Annotated in this window: 16 protein-coding genes and 1 tRNA gene; 8 read left to right on the top strand and 9 right to left on the bottom strand. The window is 67.2% G+C overall.

Annotated elements, in window-relative coordinates; genetic code table 11:
• Window positions 1-10 precede the first annotated feature (10 nt).
• From JNUCC0626_RS33295 to JNUCC0626_RS33270, 6 genes are read right to left on the bottom strand one after another with little or no spacing between them, the layout of a single operon-like run.
• Window positions 11-1,516: a serine/threonine-protein kinase gene (locus JNUCC0626_RS33295; RefSeq protein ID WP_394614714.1), complete on the bottom strand. Its 1,506-nt coding sequence runs from the start codon at window positions 1,514-1,516 to the stop codon at window positions 11-13.
• A complete protein-coding gene (locus tag JNUCC0626_RS33290) occupies window positions 1,516-2,988 on the bottom strand; it encodes a peptidoglycan D,D-transpeptidase FtsI family protein (protein WP_394614713.1) in 1,473 nt (490 codons plus the stop codon). Before JNUCC0626_RS33290 ends, JNUCC0626_RS33295 begins: the two co-directional genes overlap by 1 nt.
• Window positions 2,985-4,457: an FtsW/RodA/SpoVE family cell cycle protein gene (locus JNUCC0626_RS33285; RefSeq protein ID WP_394614712.1), complete on the bottom strand. Its 1,473-nt coding sequence runs from the start codon at window positions 4,455-4,457 to the stop codon at window positions 2,985-2,987. Before JNUCC0626_RS33285 ends, JNUCC0626_RS33290 begins: the two co-directional genes overlap by 4 nt.
• A gap of 3 nt (window positions 4,458-4,460) precedes the next feature.
• Window positions 4,461-5,894 (bottom strand): PP2C family protein-serine/threonine phosphatase, encoded by a 1,434-nt coding sequence (locus JNUCC0626_RS33280; RefSeq protein WP_394614711.1) that lies wholly within the window; start codon window positions 5,892-5,894, stop codon window positions 4,461-4,463.
• Window positions 5,891-6,352 carry an FHA domain-containing protein FhaB/FipA gene (locus JNUCC0626_RS33275; protein WP_030480247.1) on the bottom strand — a complete coding sequence of 154 codons (462 nt, stop codon included), beginning with the start codon at window positions 6,350-6,352 and terminating at the stop codon, window positions 5,891-5,893. The genes JNUCC0626_RS33280 and JNUCC0626_RS33275 overlap by 4 nt, the downstream gene beginning before the upstream one ends.
• 51 nt (window positions 6,353-6,403) lie before the next feature.
• Entirely contained in the window at window positions 6,404-7,666 is a 1,263-nt protein-coding gene (locus JNUCC0626_RS33270) for a DUF3662 and FHA domain-containing protein (RefSeq protein WP_394614710.1), read from the bottom strand.
• A 118-nt stretch (window positions 7,667-7,784) separates the two neighbouring features.
• Between JNUCC0626_RS33270 and JNUCC0626_RS33265 the strand changes: the two genes are divergently transcribed.
• The 4 genes from JNUCC0626_RS33265 (at window position 7,785) to JNUCC0626_RS33250 (ending at window position 10,373) form a co-directional block, all read left to right on the top strand.
• Window positions 7,785-7,867, top strand: a tRNA-Leu gene (locus JNUCC0626_RS33265).
• Window positions 7,868-7,955: 88 nt separating this feature from the next.
• Entirely contained in the window at window positions 7,956-8,768 is an 813-nt protein-coding gene (locus tag JNUCC0626_RS33260; protein WP_394614709.1) for an NADP-dependent oxidoreductase, read from the top strand.
• A gap of 315 nt (window positions 8,769-9,083) precedes the next feature.
• A complete protein-coding gene (locus JNUCC0626_RS33255; RefSeq protein WP_285636433.1) occupies window positions 9,084-9,701 on the top strand; it encodes a hypothetical protein in 618 nt (205 codons plus the stop codon).
• Between the two features lie 15 nt (window positions 9,702-9,716).
• Window positions 9,717-10,373, top strand: coding sequence for an NAD(P)H-binding protein (locus JNUCC0626_RS33250; protein WP_394614708.1), 657 nt, complete (start codon window positions 9,717-9,719; stop codon window positions 10,371-10,373).
• Window positions 10,374-10,591: 218 nt separating this feature from the next.
• Here the strand turns inward: JNUCC0626_RS33250 and JNUCC0626_RS33245 are convergent, their stop codons facing one another.
• Entirely contained in the window at window positions 10,592-11,872 is a 1,281-nt protein-coding gene (locus JNUCC0626_RS33245) for a D-arabinono-1,4-lactone oxidase (protein ID WP_394614707.1), read from the bottom strand.
• 86 nt (window positions 11,873-11,958) lie between these two features.
• On the opposite strand from JNUCC0626_RS33245, the gene JNUCC0626_RS33240 reads away from it, so the two are divergent.
• Window positions 11,959-13,140, top strand: a complete 1,182-nt coding sequence (locus tag JNUCC0626_RS33240) for an amino acid deaminase/aldolase (protein ID WP_394614706.1) — start codon at window positions 11,959-11,961, stop codon at window positions 13,138-13,140.
• Between the two features lie 2 nt (window positions 13,141-13,142).
• Here JNUCC0626_RS33240 and JNUCC0626_RS33235 read toward each other — a convergent pair whose 3' ends face one another.
• Window positions 13,143-13,787, bottom strand: a complete 645-nt coding sequence (locus tag JNUCC0626_RS33235) for a TetR family transcriptional regulator (RefSeq protein WP_394614705.1) — start codon at window positions 13,785-13,787, stop codon at window positions 13,143-13,145.
• An 82-nt stretch (window positions 13,788-13,869) separates the two neighbouring features.
• On the opposite strand from JNUCC0626_RS33235, the gene JNUCC0626_RS33230 reads away from it, so the two are divergent.
• From JNUCC0626_RS33230 to JNUCC0626_RS33220, 3 genes are read left to right on the top strand one after another with little or no spacing between them, the layout of a single operon-like run.
• The gene (locus tag JNUCC0626_RS33230; RefSeq protein ID WP_394614704.1) at window positions 13,870-15,117 is read left to right on the top strand and encodes a GH1 family beta-glucosidase; all 1,248 of its coding nucleotides are present in this window, start codon (window positions 13,870-13,872) and stop codon (window positions 15,115-15,117) included.
• 40 nt (window positions 15,118-15,157) lie between these two features.
• Window positions 15,158-16,318 (top strand): MFS transporter, encoded by a 1,161-nt coding sequence (locus JNUCC0626_RS33225; protein ID WP_394622151.1) that lies wholly within the window; start codon window positions 15,158-15,160, stop codon window positions 16,316-16,318.
• Window positions 16,318-17,100 (top strand): SDR family NAD(P)-dependent oxidoreductase, encoded by a 783-nt coding sequence (locus tag JNUCC0626_RS33220; RefSeq protein ID WP_394614703.1) that lies wholly within the window; start codon window positions 16,318-16,320, stop codon window positions 17,098-17,100. Before JNUCC0626_RS33225 ends, JNUCC0626_RS33220 begins: the two co-directional genes overlap by 1 nt.
• Window positions 17,101-17,348: 248 nt before the next feature.
• On the opposite strand, the gene JNUCC0626_RS33215 is transcribed toward JNUCC0626_RS33220, so the two are convergent.
• The gene (locus JNUCC0626_RS33215) at window positions 17,349-17,708 is read right to left on the bottom strand and encodes a hypothetical protein (RefSeq protein ID WP_030480258.1); all 360 of its coding nucleotides are present in this window, start codon (window positions 17,706-17,708) and stop codon (window positions 17,349-17,351) included.
• Window position 17,709 lies beyond the last annotated feature (1 nt).

The following is a 17,709-nucleotide window of genomic DNA, read 5'->3' as shown; positions in this document are numbered from 1 at the left end:
CTGGTCTTGCTCATGGCGCGCACGTCACCTTCACCTTCGAGCCGACCGGCACCTCGCCCGTGGGCGCGATGGCGGTGACCCGGCACTTCTTCAAGTCGCCCGGTGCCGTGCCCTGTGCGCTGCGCACCTCGGGTTCCAGGCCGTGGCCGATCAGATCGATGCTGACCTCGTCGCCGGAACGACCGATGTAGTCGTCCTCGTTGATGCGCTGCGGCGCACTGCCCGGTATCCGGTCCGCGGAGTCGGGCTTCGCCTGACCGTTCGCCGGAGCGTTCGGGTTCGCCGTGCTCGAAGACGTCGCCCGGCTGCCTTGCCCGGTGTTGTCGTTCTGGATGGTGAACTTCCACAAAACGACCACGCCGAGCACGAGCAGCACTGCCACCAGAAAAGCGACCATAACCCAGACGACGGTCCGGTTTCTCCCCGGTGGCGTCGGCATGGGGGTGAACGTTCCGGTCTGGTGCACCGGTTGCATGCCGGTCTGGTGCGCCGGCTGCATCGCCGGATGGGTACCGGCACGCACCGGCCCGCTCTGGTGGTGCTGCATCTGCGGCGGGATCGGCAGCGGCTGCGACACCTGAGGCGGTGGCGGAGGCTGCGTGACCTGCTGCGGAATCTGCTGCTGCTGAATCTGTTGGGGGATCGGCGGGGGCATCGTGAACCCCGACGGTGTCGGCAACGGCTGGCCCACCCGCACCGCGCTGACGGCCGCGGCGAACTCTCCGCCGGTCCGGTAGCGCTGCCTCGGGTCCTTGACCAGCGTCGCCTCGATCAACGCTCGCGCACCCGGCGGAACGTCGCGCGGCAACGGCGGCGCGACGTCGCGGATGTGCATCATCGCAACGGTCACCGCGTTGTCGGACAGGAACGGCCGGTGACCGGCCATGCACTCGTAGCCACACACAGCCAACGAGTAGACGTCACTCGCCGGTTCGGCTTCGCCGCCAAGAGCTTGTTCCGGTGCGATGTAGTGCGCGGTGCCCATCACCATGCCGGATCGCGTCACGGGTGCCGCGTCCACGGCCTTCGCGATGCCGAAGTCGGTGATCTTCACCTTGCCCGAAGGGGTCACCATGATGTTGCCGGGCTTCACGTCCCGGTGCACGAGCCCGCGTTCGTGGGCCGCCTGCAACGCGTTTCCGGTCTGCTCCAGCAGATCCAGCGTCACCTCGGCGGTCAGCCGGCCGCGGGAGATGATCGTCGCGAGCGGTTCGCCCTCGACGAGTTCCATCACCAGGTACGCCGTGTCCTCCGGCCCGTCCGCGATGGACGCGGTCTCGCCGTAGTCGTGCACCGACGCGATGCCGGGGTGGTTCAGCGACGCGGTCATCCGCGCCTCGACGCGGAAGCGGTGCAGGAACTCGGGATCACCCGAGAGTTCCGCCTTGAGCACCTTCACGGCGACGCGGCGGTCGAGCCGATCGTCCGCCGCTTCCCAGACCTCGCCCATGCCACCGACCGCTATGCGCCTGGTCAGGCGATAGCGGTCGGCGAGGAGCTGGCCCTTGGTCAGCATCAGCGGCCTGCCAGATACGCGTTCATCACGGCGCGACCGATCGGTGCGGCGACCTTGCCGCCGGTGGCGCCCAGACCGCGGTCGCCGCCGTCCTCCACGATGACCGCGATCGCGATCTCCGGCTTCTGCGCCGGCGCGAAGGCGATGTACCAGGCGTGCGGGTTGTTCTTCGTCACGTCGGCGCCGTGCTCGGCGGTACCGGTCTTGGACGCCACCTGCACGTTCTGCAGACGGCCCTCGCCACCGGTGTTGATCTCCGACTGGATCATCATGTCCCGCAGTGCGTTGGCGTTCGCCGTGCTCATCGCGGTCTCGACCTCGTCGGGCGAGGTGTCGTCGATCGACTTCAGGTCCGGGCCGAGGATCTTCGAGACCAGGTACGGCTGCATGCGCTTGCCGTTGTTCGCGATCGTCGCCGCGATCACCGCGTTCTCCAGCGGCGTGATCTGCACGTCGCGCTGGCCGATACCGGTCTGGTACAGCGAAGCCTCGTCCGAGATCGGGCCGAGCGTCGAGGTCTCGACGGGCAGCGGCACCTGGAGGTCGGAGTCGTTGAACCCGAACTTCTCGGCCTGGCGGCGCAGCTTGTTCGCGCCGACCTGGCCCGCCATCTCACCGAACGCCGTGTTGCACGACTTCGCGAGCGCGGTCTCCATCGACACCGTCTCGCCGGGGCCGCACGGGGTGCCGTTGAAGTTCGGCAGCGGCGTCTGGCTGCCCGGCAGCGTGATCGAGCCCTTGGCGGTGTACTGCGTGTCCTTGTTCTTGCCGTCGGCGAGCGCGGCCGCCGCGACGACGACCTTCAGCGTCGAACCGGCCGGGTACAGCGCCTGCGTCGCGCGGTTGAGCAGCGGGTCGCCCGAGTCCTCGGCGTTGAGCTGCTTCCACGCCGACACCTGCTCGTTCGAGTCGTGACTCGCGAGCAGGTTCGGGTTGTACGACGGGGTGCTCACCATCGCGAGGATCTCGCCGGTGTCCGGCTTGATCGCGACGACGGAACCCGTGAAGCCCTTGGCGGTCAGCTGGTCGTACGCGGTCTGCTGCACCTTGGCGTTCAGGGTGAGCTGGACGTTGCCGCCGACCGGGTCGCGACCGGTGATCAACGCCGAGACGCGGCGCGTGAACAGCCGGTCGTCCGAGCCGTTGAGCAGGTCGTTCTCGGCGCGTTCCATGCCGGACGTGCCGTAGGTGACCGACAGGTACCCCGTCACCGGCGCGTAGACCGGGCCGTTGCTGTAGGTGCGCAGGAACCGGAGACGGTCGGTCGTCTCCTTCACGTCCGCGATCGTGGTGCCGTCCGCGGCGATGATCAGCCCGCGCTTGCGGGCGTACTCGTCGAGCAGCACCCGGCGGTTGTACGCGTTCTTGCGCCACTCGTCGGCGTTGATGACCTGCACCCACGTGGCGTTGCCCAGCAGGAGCACGATCATGACCATCATGGCCATGCCGACGCGGCGGAGCGGTGTGTTCATTTGGGACGCTCCACCATCACAGTGTGCTGGTCGGCGATAGCCGGTTGTTGCGGTTTCGGCTTCGCGACCCGCTGCGGGGCCCTCGCCGCCGCAGAAATTCGCAGTAGCAACGCGACCAGGATGTAGTTCGCGAGCAGCGACGAACCGCCGTAGGACAGGAACGGCGCGGTGATACCCGTCATCGGGATCAGCTTCGTGACACCGCCGACGACGATGAAGACCTGGAAGCAGACCGCGAACGCGAGACCGCCGCCCAGGAGCTTGCCGAAGCTGTCGCGCACGGAGATCGCACCGCGCAGGCCGCGCAACGCGAAGACCATGTAGATCAGCAGGAGGGCCGCGAAGCCGACGAACCCGAGCTCCTCGCCGATGACGGCGGTGATGAAGTCGGTGTTGGCCTCGGGGATCATCTCCGGCCGGCCCGCGCCGAGCCCGGCACCGCCGATGCCGCCGGTCGCGAGACCGAACAGCGACTGGGAGATCTGGTAGCCGCCGCCGATGACCTCGTAGCGGGCGATCGGGTCCTGCCAGTTCGCCACGCGCTGCTGCACGTGGTTGAAGAGCTTCCACGCGACGACCGCGCCGCCGGCGAACATGCCGAGACCGAGCACGACCCACGCCGCACGTTCGGTGGCGATGTAGAGCAGCACCAGCACGATGCCGAAGAACAGCAGCGAGGAACCGAGGTCCTTCTGCAGCACCATGACCGCGACCGTGACGCCCCAGGCCGCGAACAGCGGGCCGAGGTCGCGGGCGCGGGGCAGGTCCATGCCGAGGAACCGGCGGCCCGCCACGGTGAACAGGTCCCGCTTCGACACCAGGAAGGCGGCGAAGAAGACCATCAGCAGGATCTTGGCGAACTCACCGGGCTGGATCGACAACGGGCCGAGGCGCAGCCAGATCTTCGCGCCGTTGATCTCGGGCGCGATGAAGCCCGGCAGCACACCGGGGAGCATCAGCGCGACGAGACCGACGAGGCCGAACGTGTAGCCGAACCGCGCGAGCATGCGGTGGTCCGGCAGGAACTTCAGCGTCGCGGCGAACAGCAACAACCCGATGGCGGTCCACAGGACCTGCTTGAACGCCACCGGGTCCCACGTCGAGCCGTCCAGGAAGACGGTGCCCTCCATGGCGAGGTCGATCCGGTGAATGGTCACCAGACCGAGCCCGTTGAGCAGCGCGACGCACGGCAGGATCGCCGGGTCGGCGTACGGCGCCCACCTGCGCACGGCGAGGTGGGCACAGGCGAAGAGGCCGAGGTAGGCGAGACCCAGGTAGAGGATCCGCAGACTCAGCGAGCGCTCCTGGTTCAGTTCGACCAGGATCAGTGCCAGCGTCACGAGACCGGCGGCGAACGACAGCATCACCAGTTCGGTGCCGCGTCGCGTCGGCGCCTTCAGCCCTGGCGACGTGCTCGTCGCCACCGACGCGCCTGGTGAGCCTTCCCCGGTGGGGGCGGGCGAGCCCATCAACTACGGACCCTCCCGGCATTCCACACCGACCTGCTGCTGGGACGGGGTGAGTGAAGGCTCGCTGGTACCGGTCTGCGGCGCACCCGAACCGTTGGCGGACGGGGTGCCGGTGCCGGACGGCGTGCTGCTGGGGGTGGACGGCGTCGTCGAAGGCGTCGACGGAGTGGTCGTCGACGTCGATGACGTGTCCTTGCACAGCGGCAGCATGTGCTCGGTGCGCAGCAACCGGACCGCGGCGCGCGCGCCGTCGAGGCCGTTGTCGCTGCGGATGCCCGCGGTGATCGTCTTGCGGCCGGCTTCCTGCAGGTCCTTCAGCGTGATCGGGGTGCAGCCCGTGGAACCGGGCGGGCACGAGTCCTCGATCTTGGACGACAGCTTGAAGCCGAGCACCGAGCCGTTGAGACCGCGGAAGATCGCGACCTGGCCGTCCTCGGTGGCGCCGACGTAGTACTGGGTGTTGATCCACAGCTTGCCGCCGACCGCGACGACCGCCGCGAGCAGCACCAGCACGAAGACGATCGCGAACGCCTTGATGGCGTTGCGCTTCTTGCGCTTGGGGTCCGGCGGAGGAGGCGGCGGTGCGTCCATGCGCTGCGGCATGGGCGGACGCTGCTGCGTGAGCGTCGCCGCCCGCGAGGCCGCCGAGTCCGGGGGAGTGTTGTGGTCGTCGCTGCCGTCACCGGCCGCGCCACCGACGATCGGGTAGTTGTCGCCGAAGTCGACGTCCTCGACGTCCGCCACGATCACCGTGACGTTGTCGGGACCGCCGCCCTTGAGCGCCAGTTCGATCATCCGGTCCGCGCAGGCCTGCGGGTCGGGGATGCGGATCGCCTCGTCGAGCGTCTCCAGGCTCACGACCCCGGACAGACCGTCCGAGCAGAGCAGGAACCGGTCGCCGGCGCGCGCCTCGCGCACCGTGAGGCTCGGCTCGAAGTCGTGTCCCGTGAGGGCGCGCAGCAGCAACGAGCGTTGCGGGTGCGTGGCGGCTTCGTCCGGCGTGATCCGGCCCTCGTCGATCAACGACTGGACGAACGTGTCGTCGTGCGTGATCTGCGCGAAGGAACCCTCCCTCAGGAGGTACGCGCGCGAGTCGCCGATGTGCACGAGCCCGAGACGGTTGCCCGCGAACAGGATGGCCGTGAGCGTGGTGCCCATGCCCTCCAGGTCCGGGTCGCTCGTCACGAGCTCGGAGATGGCGCCGTTGCCACTCGCGACCGCGTCGCGCAGCTTGCCGAGGAGGTCGTCGCCGGGCTCGTCGTCGTCGACGTGGGCCAGCGAGGCGATGACCACCTTGCTCGCGACCTCACCGGCGGCGTGGCCACCCATGCCGTCGGCGACTGCGAGCAGGCGGGGGCCCGCGTACACGGAGTCCTGGTTGTTGGAACGAACCAGGCCCCTGTCGCTGCGGGCCGCGTATCGAAGAACCAAGGTCATGAGCGCAGCTCGATCACCGTTTTGCCAATGCGGATCGGGGTGCCGAGAGGTACGCGCAGGGGTGCGGTGACCTTGGCTCGGTCCAGGTAGGTGCCGTTCGTGGAGCCGAGGTCCTCCACGTACCAGTCGGTACCGCGCATGGACAGCCGCGCGTGCCTGGTCGACGCGAAGTCGTCGTCCAGGACGAGAGTGGAGTCATCAGCGCGGCCGATCAGGATCGGCCTGCCGTCGAGCGAGATGCGCGTGCCCGTCAGCGCCCCGTGGGTGACCACGAGTTGCCGAGGTGCCTTGCTTCCCCTCGCCGACTTCTCGGACCTCCGGAATCCGGGCAGACCTGACGCCCGGAGCCCTGAGGCTGCGTATAGATCAGAGCGGACCACACGTAGGGCGGCCAGCACAAAGAGCCAGAGGAGCACGAGAAAGCCCGCTCTGGTCAGCTGCATCACCAGCTCTTGCACCGGTTGTAACCGCTCCTGCCTTGAGTTGCTTACCGATGCCCGTATCGACCACTAGCCCGCGGTGCGGAAGACCAGAGAAGAGTGGCCGATGCGGACGACGTCGCCTTCCGCGAGCTGCCAAGTCTGCACTGGCGTCCCGTTCACCGTGGTGCCGTTCGTCGAACCGAGATCAGCGAGCATCGCATTCTGCCCGTCCCAGGAGATTTCCAGGTGGCGCCTGGAGACACCCGTGTCCGGGAGGCGGAAGTCGGCTTCCTGCCCACGTCCTACGACGTTTCCACCCTGCTTCAGGTTGTACGTCCGGTTGGATCCGTCGTCGAGGTGCAGCGTCGCGTTGAGCTGACGGTTGCCGCCCTGGGTGGCCGGCGGGGCGTATCCGCCCTGGTTGTAGCCCTGGTCGTAGCCACCTTGCTGGCCGTAACCCTGGTCGTAACCGCCGCCCTGCTGCTGGCCGTAACCCTGGTCGTAGCCGCCGCCCTGCTGGCCGCCGCCGTAACCCTGGTCGTAGCCCTGCTGGCCGTAGCCCTGCTGCTGGCCGTAACCCTGGTCCTGGCCGTAGCCCTGCTGCTGGCCACCGCCGTAACCCTGGTCGTAGCCCTGCTGCTGCTGGCCGTAACCCTGGTCGTAGCCGCCGCCCTGCTGGCCGCCGCCATATCCCTGGTCGTAGCCCTGCTGGCCGTAGCCCTGCTGCTGGCCATAGCCCTGGTCCTGGCCGTAGCCGCCGCCTTGCTGCTGGCCGTAGCCCTGGTCCTGGCCGTAGCCCTGTTGCTGCTGCTGGCCGTAGCCCTGCTGGTCGTAGCCCTGCTGGCCGTAGCCGCCCTGACCATAAGGGTCCTGGCCGGGCTGGCCCTGTCCTTGTCCGTAGCCGGGTGGCTGGCTCATGGGTCGGTCTCCTGCGGTGCGAGGTTGTGCTGACCGTCGGCTGGCCGCTTTCACGTCGGGGTCGACGGACGAGCTGGTTCGGAACTGTCCGGTGTGCAGCGCCTCGGAGCGCTCCAGGGAGACTACGACGTCACCATAGGTATCCCATCCGGACTCGGCCAGGTGCTCTCGCAGGCCCTCTGCGAGAAGCTGTGTGATGCGTAGTTCATCCTGCTCGTCGCCCGCAAGACGTTCGTGGTCCTGAGGTCCGAGGAGCACCTTGTAGTGGTTGGGGGCTAGCAGTCTGCCACCCGCGAGCTCGCGGATGTTGCCGTCACCCTCCCGTTGCAGTGCCTGTGCCACCTCTTGGGGCACCACGCTGCCGCCGAACACCCGCGCGAAGGTGTTGCCGACGAGACCTTCGAGCTTGCGCTCGAAGCGTTGCAGGCCCATGTCGACTCCTTCCACGCGGACGGGCTCCCACCCCGATCGTATCCGGGTACGACCGCGCTTACAGGGGGGCGATTAGGAAGCTGGTTTGGGTGCGTGCTAGTGTTTCCAACGTCTCCAGGGGCAAGTGGCGGAATGGCAGACGCGCACGGTTCAGGTCCGTGTGTCCGAAAGGACGTGGGGGTTCAACTCCCCCCTTGCCCATCGAAAGATAGATCGAACCCCCCTCGCGGAATCGCGAGGGGGGTTCTTTCGTTGATCGGCAGTATCGGATTCCTTGATCCAACAGGTGATGTCTGTCACTCGTTCGGGGGCCAGCATGTGGGCGATAGCGGCAGCCGAGTTCGGCGCGGAACTGGACCTCGTCGAGGTTCCCGAGCCTGAAGCGGGCCCGAACGAACTCAAGGTGCGGTTGTTCGCGGCGAGCGTCAACCCGTTCGACCGGAAAGTCGTGAACGGGATGCTCCGCGACTCGGCTCCTCATCGCTTCCCGCTCGTTCCCGGAACTGATGGTGCGGGTGAGGTAGTCGGTTCTGGAGAGAGGATTTTCGGCACCTTCTTCCGGCGCCCGGTCGGCGAGGGAACATACGCCGAGTACGTCACAGTTCCGGTCGGGAACGTGTTGGCGCCGTTGCCGGAAGACCTCGATCCCGCGGTCGCCGCCGCATTGCCGACGGCGGGCATGACGGCATTGCAGTTGGTCGAGTCGCTCGGGGCCGCGGAATCCGTGTTGATCGTCGGTGCTTCCGGCGGTGCCGGGTCGTTCGCGGTCCAGATCGCGCGGGCGGCCGGCAAGAAGGTGATCCCGATCGGTCGTGGCGACTCTCTCGTGGAGGCCGACGCTCTGATCGACCTCGTCAGCGCCGACCGTTCGTCGTTCGAGGCGAACGCGCGCTACGCGCCGTTGGCGTTCAACACCAACTTCGTTTCCGCTGACAAGGCGCAGAACTTCAGCATGAAGGGCTCGCGGGAGACGTTGGTGCGCCTGGCGTCCATGGTCCAGGCGGGCGACCTCGAAGTACCGATCTCCCGGCGCGTGCCGTTGCGCGAGGCCGCCGATGTTTTCGCAGGTCACAGCCGCGGCAAGACAGTGATCATCATGTAGGTGGTCGTTCTGGAGCGGTGAACGGTCGGCGGACGGTGACCGGTACCGCTGGGCGGATTTTTCCCGCTACGCCTGACGCACACACCCTGAGCAGGTCTTTTTGTGCGTCCATACGGATTAACGTCACCCAGACGGCAGCACCGTAGGACCGAACTCCCCGCACCACTCTTCGACCGGTCACCGACCGGTCGGCGCCGTCGATCGCAGGGGGTGCGCTGACCTGGGGGCGGGCCGTGGGCTTGCTGCTAATTCTTATGCAGAGCACGAGTCGAAACGCGGCGGATCTCCCGCCGCGGGTGACGAGGAGGCACTGGCGTGAGCAGCACCCCAGCAAGGATCGCGGCGCTCGACAGCTCGAACGGTCTGTCGACCACCCCGGTCCCGGTTCCGGAACTGCCCGCGTCCGTCGAGGAGTTGGCAGCCGCTGCGGCGATCCGCCTCGGCTGGCACGGAGTCGTTCTCCCGGAAATGGTTCTGATGGGCCGCAAGGTCGTCGTGGTGGCCGAGCTCCTGGCCGACGCCCACGCCGAACGCGTCTGCGTCGGCGCGGCCCCCGAGGCCGACAAGACCACCGTCTCCACGTGGGTGTGGCCGGAGATGGAAGGCCGCGTCCCGCCGGCCGCCGTGCGCATCGTCGGTGTGCTGGCCGTTGCTCGGCACTGGCGTACCGCGCTCGCGTCCGCTGTGCCCTTCGCCCGGTACGGCAACGCTGCGGTCGTGCTGCCCGAGTCGGTTGCGTTCTCGCACGACTACCTGGCGAACTGCTTGCCTCGGGTTCGTCGGTACGGCGTCTCGGTGCTGCTGGCCGATGACGAGAAGGACCTGTCGGTTGACGTGTCCGGGCGTCAGGAGCTGGTTCCTGCCGAGGACACCGCCATCACGCGTTGGGTCAACGAGCTTGTTTACGAGCAGGTGCTCGCTACCGCGTCCTGATCTACGGTCGGACCTATGCGAGTAGTCATAGCCGGCGGACATGGGCAGATCGCGCTGCTTCTCGAGCAGCAGCTGGCCGCCCGTGGTCACGCCGCCACCGCGTTGGTCCGGAACCCCGATCATTTTGGTGATGTGCAGGAAGCCGGAGCCGTTCCGGTGTTGTGCGACCTGGAGTCCGCTGAGTTGGACTCGGTTGCCTCGTATTTGAACGGTGCTGATGCGGCTGTGTTCGCCGCTGGTGCTGGCGCTGGATCTGGTGCCGCCCGGAAGGACACCGTGGATTACGGGGCCGCTGCGCTCTTCGCTTCTGCTTGTGTGGAGGCTGGGGTGCGGCGGTTCGTTCAGGTGTCGACGGTTGGGATTGAGGCTGCTGACTCGCCTGACGTTGATCCTTCGTTTGCGGTGTATCTGAAGGCCAAGAAGTTGGCTGAGGAGGATCTGAAGCCGCGGGATCTGGATTGGACGATCCTTCGGCCTGGGCCGTTGGTGAACGATCCGGGTACTGGGCTGGTCACGCTTGGGGCGCCTCGGTTGCCTCGGTCTCCGGTCACTCGGGCTGATGTTGCTGCTGTGCTGGCGGAGTTGATCGAAGCTCCTGGCACGGTGGGCAAGACGCTGGAGTTGGTGAACGGCGAGACGCCGATCGCTGAGGCGGTTCGCGCCGTTCTGTAGGTGGGTTCTGTTGCGTTGGCGGCTGGCTGTTGCGTGCTTCCCCTGGGGCTCTGCCCCAGACCCCGGCAATCTGATCAGGGGGTAAGCGCTGCGAGCGGGTTGATGGCACGCCTGTTTGTGTTGGGCGGCTGTCTGTTGCGTTGGTGGTTGCGTTGGCGGTGGGGTCCCATCACCGGGAGCTCGCGCTCAGGAGGGCTCGCCTTCGGCTTCGCGTTTGGTCAGGCGCCTAGCACTCGGTCCAGGTAGGCGTTGGTGAACGTCCTGCCTGGATCGACTTCGTCTCGTACCCGTACGAAGTCGTCGAAGTGTGGGTACAGCGGGCGTAGGTCGTCTGCTGTGAGGTTGTGCATCTTGCCCCAGTGCGGGCGGCCGCCTACCGATGCCGCGATGCTTGCGTACGCGTCGAAGAACGCCTTGTACTGCATGCCCAGTGCTTGGTGCATTGAGATGTAGGCGGTGTCCCGGCCGTTTGCTGTGGACAGCCAGATGTCGTCTGCCTGGGCCACGCGCACCTCGCAGGGGACGATCAGGTGGTCGGCCGCGTCCAGTTTTTGGGCCACTGCACGGAGTTCTCGTAGGACGTCGGTCAGGGTTTCTCGGGGGATCGAGAACTCGGTCTCCACGAAGCGGACTCGGCGTGGGGTTACGAAGACGTTGTGCGAGTAGTCCGAATAGGACCGTTCGGAGATGAGGGCGCCACAGAGTTCGTTCAGGCGTTGGGTGTGGCGGGGGAAGGTCTTTGCGATCTTGGTGACGGCGCCGAAGGCGGCGTTTTCCATCACCTCGTACTCCCAGGTCTGGCGGAGTTTGGAGAGTGGGCGGGCCTCGGTGGTGATCCTGTTGTTGCGCTTGAGGATCACGCGGTCCGAGTGGGTGAACCAGTGGAACTCGACGTGGTCCTCTACTGCGCAGAGGTCGTCGAACTGTTCCAGCACGGCGTCGAGGTGGCCTGGGGATTCTTGGGCCTGGAGGACGAACGCCGGTACGCACTGCAGGGTCAGGGTGCTGATGATGCCCAGGGCGCCTAGGCCTACGCGGGCCGCGTTGAAGAGGTCTGGGCGTTCGGTTCGGGAGCACTGGACGACGGAGCCGTCGGCCAGGATCAGTTCCAGCGAGTGGATCGCTGTGGCGAGCACGCCCAGTTTTGCGCCTGTGCCGTGGGTTGAGGTGGAGACTGCGCCTGCGACGGTTTGGGCGTCGATGTCGCCCAGGTTGGGCATGGCGAGGCCCAGGCGGTGCAGGTCTGCGTTGAACTGGCGGAGCGGGGTGCCGGAGCGGACTGTCACCAGGCCCGTTTCGGTGTCTGCTCTGGTGATGCCGGTCCAGCGGTCCAGGTCCAGGGCGATTTCTGAGGCCACGGCGATGTCGTTGAACGAGTGGCCGCTGCCTCGGGCTCGGACTTTGGAGCCCGAGAGGATCGCGTTGGCGATCTCGTCTGTGCTGGACGGGTGGACGATGCGCGCTGAGCACGACGCCGTTTTAGCCCAGTTCGTCCACACGCGAACCTCCACGAGAGAGTGTGACCTGCGAGTAACGTAAGTGAAAGCTCTTCACGTTTCAAGGGTTGAGGACGTACCGTCAGAGCATGCGCAGAACTCGCCTCGATGCCGCGACGAAGGATTTGGATCCTCCGTTCGCGATCGTCGACCTGGACGCCTTCGACCACAACGCGGCGGACCTCGCGCGTCGCGCTGGCGGTCATCCGATCCGGGTGGCGAGCAAGTCGATTCGCGTGCGTGATTTGGTGAGTCGGGTGCTTGAGCGGCCTGGGTTCGCCGGGGTCATGTGCTACTCGCTGGCCGAGGCGTTGTGGTTGTCGGAGCAGAACGTCAGTGACGACCTGCTGGTCGCCTATCCGACTGCGGATCGGGCTTCGTTGCAGAAGCTGGCGGCCAACGAGACTGCTCGGCAGCGGGTCACGATCATGGTGGACTCGGTGGAGTCGCTCGATTTCGTGGATTCGGCCATCGGGCCGCACGCGGACATTCGGGTGTGTCTTGAGTTGGACGTGTCGTGGCGGCCTCTGCCTGGGGTCCACATCGGAGTTCGGCGGTCGCCGGTGTTCACTCCGGCGCAGGCCGGGGCGGTGGCCGCGAAGATCGTGCGGCGCAGCGGGTTCAAGCTCGTCGGGATCATGGCTTACGAAGGGCAGATCGCCGGGCTCGGGGACAACCCGCCCGGGCAGCCGTTGCGGGCGCTCGGGATTCGGTTCATCCAGTCGAAGTCCGGGCCCGAGTTGATCGCTCGGCGGACGGCTGTGGTCAACGCGGTTCGGCAGGTTGCCGAGCTGGAGTTCGTCAACGGTGGCGGTACCGGGAGTCTGGAGTTGACCGGGACCGATCCGTCCGTCACGGAGCTCGCGGCCGGGTCCGGGTTGTTCGGGCCTACCTTGTTCGACGGGTATCAGGCCTTCAAGCCGGAGCCGTCGGCGCTCTTCGCGTTGTCGGTGGTGCGCAAGCCGACCAAGCGGGTCGCGACGTTGTTCGCCGGCGGGTACATCGCGTCCGGTACGGCCACGCCCGACCGGCAGCCGTCGCCCTACCTGCCGGAAGGGTTGAAGACGCTCGGCCTCGAAGGTGCCGGCGAGGTGCAGACGCCGGTCACCGGGAAGGCCGCTGAGCTGTTGAAGATCGGGGACCGGGTCTGGATGCGGCACGCCAAGGCGGGCGAGCTGTTCGAGCGGTTCGACGAGGTGCACCTGGTGCGCGGCGACGGCATCGAACGCACCGTGCCCACGTACCGCGGGGAGCGCAGGAACTTCGGCTAGGTCTAGGCGGGCAGGCGCGACGACAGGTAGCCCCTGACCAGCGCCTTCGCCTCGATGAGGATCGCCTGGTCGCCCGTCGGGTTGTTGCGGAAGGCCATCTTCAGCACGGCGTCCGCGGCCTCGACGGCGATCGCGATCGGCAGGCCGACCTCGCCGAACGGGATGCTGAACTTGCCGGCGATCAGCTCCGAGATCTTGTCGGAGATGACGGCGTTGTTGTCGCGGCGGTCGTCCAGCAGTCGCATGTCCACGACGTCGCCGAAGTGCAGCTTCCCGAACGCGGGGATCTCGCGGTGCATCGTCACGTAGACGTCGAACACCGTGTCCACGGCGTCCCACCAGTGCTCGAGGGTCGCCTGCTCGAGTCGTTCGGTGATGCCCTGGGAGAACTTGTCGACGTTGCGCAGGGTCAGTGCCTGCACGACGGCGCGCTTGTCGGGGAAGAACTGGTAGAGCGAACCGACTGCTACGCCCGCTCTCTCCGCGATCAGCGTCGTGGTGACGCCGTCGTAGCCCACCTCGTCGATCAGGGTGGCGCAGGCTTCGAGCATCCGCTCGACTCTTTTGGCGCTGCGCTGCTGGACGGGCTGGCGGCGAAGCGGGGTGGTGCTCGTCACGGCGACTCCCAGTAGTTCGGGTACTTCCATCTTGCCCGTTGTACGGCGCTTTCACTTCCCTGAACCTGTCAACACGCCTACGATCCGAACAAGTTTCACATTTGGAGGATCGATGAGCGACTTCCTGTGGGGAGTGTCGACGTCCGCGTTCCAGATCGAGGGCGCGTTCGATGCCGGCGGTCGGGGTCCCTCCGTGTGGGACGACTTCTCTCCGGTACACGAGAACCAGAACGCTTCCGTTGCGTGCGACCACTACCACCGGTGGCGCGAGGACGTTGCGCTCATGACGCAGCTCGGCGTGAACGCGTATCGGTTCTCGATCGCGTGGCCGCGCATCCAGCCCACCGGCAAAGGACCTGTCAACGCCGAGGGACTCGACTTCTACGACCGTCTGGTCGACGCGCTCGTCGACGTCGGTATCGCCCCAGTGGTGACGTTGTACCACTGGGACACCCCCACGGCTCTGGAAGACGAGGGCGGTTGGCTCAATCGGGACATCGCCGACCGGTTCGCCGACTACACGGCACTGGTCGCGGACCGGCTGGCCGACCGCGTGAAGCTGTGGATCCCGGTCAACGAACCCGCGATGGTGACGTTGCAGGGCTATGCGATCGGTGAGCACGCTCCTGGCAAGACGCTGCTCTTCGACGCGTTGCCGACCGCCCACCACCTCAACCTCGCGCACGGCCGTGCGGTCGAAGTGCTCCGTTCGGCGGGTGCGCAAGCGGTTGGCACGGCGAACAACCACACGCCGGCGTGGCCCGTGGGGCCCGACGACGTAGCAGCTGCCGAGGCTTACAGCGAAATCCACAACTGGTTGTACGCAGATCCGATGCTGTCGGGCCGATATCCCGACGCAGTCGCCGAAATGCTGCCCGTTCAGGACGGTGACCTGCGCACGATCAACCAGCCGCTCGACTTCTACGGCGTGAACTACTACAACCCGACGCGGCTGAAGTCGCCGTCCGAGGGCAACCCGCTGCCGTTCGAACTGGCGGAGATCGACGAGTACGACCGGACCGGTTTCGGCTGGCCGATCGTGCCGTCCGGGCTGACCGAGATGATCACGACGCTACGCGAGCGCCACCCGAACCTGCCGCCGGTGCACGTGACCGAGAGCGGGTGCAGCTTCCCGGCCGGGCTTCAGGACGCCGACCGGGTCGCCTACCTCGACGGGCACCTCAAGGCGGCCCAGGCGGCGGACGTGTCCGGGTACTTCGTGTGGTCGCTGATCGACAACTTCGAGTGGGAGGCCGGGTACTCGCAGCGGTTCGGCCTGGTCGAGGTCGACTTCGAGACGCAGGTCCGCACGCCGCGCGACTCGTTCCACTGGTACCGCGGGGTGATCAGAGGTGAGTGAGGCGCTCGCCGAACCGGTGGTCCCGGTTCGCAGAGGCTGGATGGCCTGGCTCTTCGCGGCGAACCTCGGACTGTGGCTCGCGATCTACGCACCGATCCAGGTGCTGTTGCCGCAGCAGGCCGAGCTGCTCGACAAGGCGAACAAGGAGTTCGTCTTCGGCATCGTCACCGGTGTCGGCGCGCTGGTGTCGTTGCTGGTCGTGCCGCTCATCGGGTTCTTGAGCGACCGCACGACCTCACGGTTCGGTCGTCGTCATCCGTGGACGTTGGCCGGTGCTGCTCTCGGTGCCGTCGGTCTGGCCGTGCTGGCCAACGCGCCGTCGGTGTTCGTCATGACCGTGGGCTGGTGTCTGGTGCAGGCGGGGATCGGCGGCATGCTCGCCGCGCTGACCTCGGCGGTGCCGGACCGCGTGCCCGTCGTGCAACGGGCGCAGGTCGGCGGGCTCATCGGCATCAGCCAGATGCTCGGCACGGTGCTGGGCGCGGTCGTGGTGACGTTGCTGGTCAGCGGACTGACGAACGGCTACCTGGCGTGCGCGTTCATCGTGGTGGTGGGCGCCATCCTCTTCGTGTGGCGCACACCGGACACGCAGCTCATCGCCAAGCCGGTGAAGCCGACGTTCTGGATCTCCCCGCGCGAGCACCCCGACTTCGCCTGGGCGTGGCTCGGCCACCTGATGATCAACCTCGGCAACGCGTTCGGCACCCTCTACCTCCTCTACTTCCTCGGCGACGTCGTCCACCACCCGTCCCCGGAAGACGGTCTGCTGGTGCTGATGGCGCTCTACGGGGTGGCGCTCGCCGCAGGAGCGGTGCTGTTCGGCGCACGGAGTGATCGTTCCGGCCACCGGAAGCCGTACGTCTACCTCGCGGCCGTCGTCATGGCCATCGCGGCACTGCTGCTGGTCGCTTTTCCCACGTGGGAGGCCGCGCTGGTCGCCGCGCCGCTGCTCGGCGTCGGCTTCGGCACGTACTGGGCCGTCGCGATCGCGCTGCTCACCCAGGTGCTGCCGGCGGCGTCCGACCGGGCCAAGGACCTGGGCGTGCTGAACGTCGCCAACGCGTTGCCGCAGGTCATCGCCCCGTTGCTGACTGCGATGATCCTGGCGAACCTGGGTGGCTACCGAGGTCTGTTCGCGGTGTCGGCGGCGGCGACGTCGCTGGCCGCGGTGTTGATGAGTCGAGTGCGATCGGTGGTCTGATGCAGGTCTCGGGCAAGACGGTTCTGGTCACGGGCGCGTCCCAGGGAATCGGCGCGGAGGCGGCGTTCCGGTTCGCCGGCCGCGGCGCGCACGTCCACCTTGTGGCCCGGAGCGCCGAACTGCTCGATCAACAGGTCAAGCGGATCATCGAGTTCGGCGGCTCGGCGACCGCTCATCAGGCCGATCTCGCGGACAGCGCGCAGATCCGCGCGCTCGCCGAGGCCGTTCCCACGCCTGATGTGCTGGTCAACAACGCGGGCGTGGGCCGCTGGCTGTTCCTCGACGACACCGAACCCGACGAGCTGCAGACCATGACCGCCGTTCCGTACCTGGCCGCCCTGCTCCTGACCAGGGAATACCTGGGTGCCATGCGGGCGCGGGGGTCCGGCTGGATCGTCAACGTGAACTCGCCGGTGTCACGGCTGCCGATTCCGGGCTGCGTGGGCTACCAGTCGTCGCGGTGGGCGTTGCGCGGGTTGACGGCGTCGTTGCGCCTCGACCTGCGGGGGACCGGTGTGGGGGTCAGCGAGGTCATCCCCGGCAAGGTGAGCAGCGAGTACTTCAACAACAACCCCGGTGCCGAGGAACGGATCCCGGCGATCGCACGTCTCGCGATCCCGTCGGTGACGCCGGACCGGGTGGCCAAGGAGATCGTGGCGGCCGTGGAGAAGGAACGTGCCGAGCACCTGTTCCCGTGGCAGCTCAAGGCGTTCGAGATCTCCGGCCGGCTGTTCCCCGGACTGACCTCGTACCTGGCTTGGAAGACGGGCACGCACCGCTAGAACCGCATGAAAACGGCCCTTGCCTGCGCGGGAGGTGCAGACAAGGGCCGTGGTTGGTGACCGCGGGCCGACAACGGTCGGGGAAGGGTGTGTGCACGTCACCGGCCCGCGGGAATCTGTGGAGTTGTAAAGCTGACCGGGGCCCGCGATGTCGCGGTCGGGGGTTCGCACATCGCGGACCACCGGTCAGTAGGCGGTTTGCAGACCTGGTCGTGTCGGGGGGACGCCAGGTCAGTCGCAAACGCCCGTTAGTGGGCTCGAGCCACCGCGCGGCGGGACCGGGTGACAGGAGGAGTCACCGGGGCCTCGCGCAGGTGGCGAGCCGGGCGCGGGGCGAGTCCGCCCGCAACCAGGTGTTCGTACGCGGCGCGCCACACCGAGCAAGGTGACTTCTGCTGGCGCCAACGGCCGGAGCACTCAGGGCAGTTGCCCTTCTCGTCCGGCTCGTGCGCTGCCAGCAGAGCACGCCATCCCTCGGTCAGCCGAGGGAGCTCGGATCGAGCCACCGACAGGAGGGACGGGGCGTCAGCGCGGCTCGCCAGCTCTGTGAGCAGGTCGAGGCGTTCCCACACAGCGTTGCGAAGAACCTGTCCGAGGATCGCGTCCATC

The sequence above is a fragment of the Lentzea sp. JNUCC 0626 genome (assembly GCF_043632865.1).
Classification (GTDB): domain Bacteria; phylum Actinomycetota; class Actinomycetes; order Mycobacteriales; family Pseudonocardiaceae; genus Lentzea.
The sequence above is the reverse complement of the archived record's forward strand: the minus strand, read 5'-3'. Positions and strand labels throughout refer to the sequence as shown.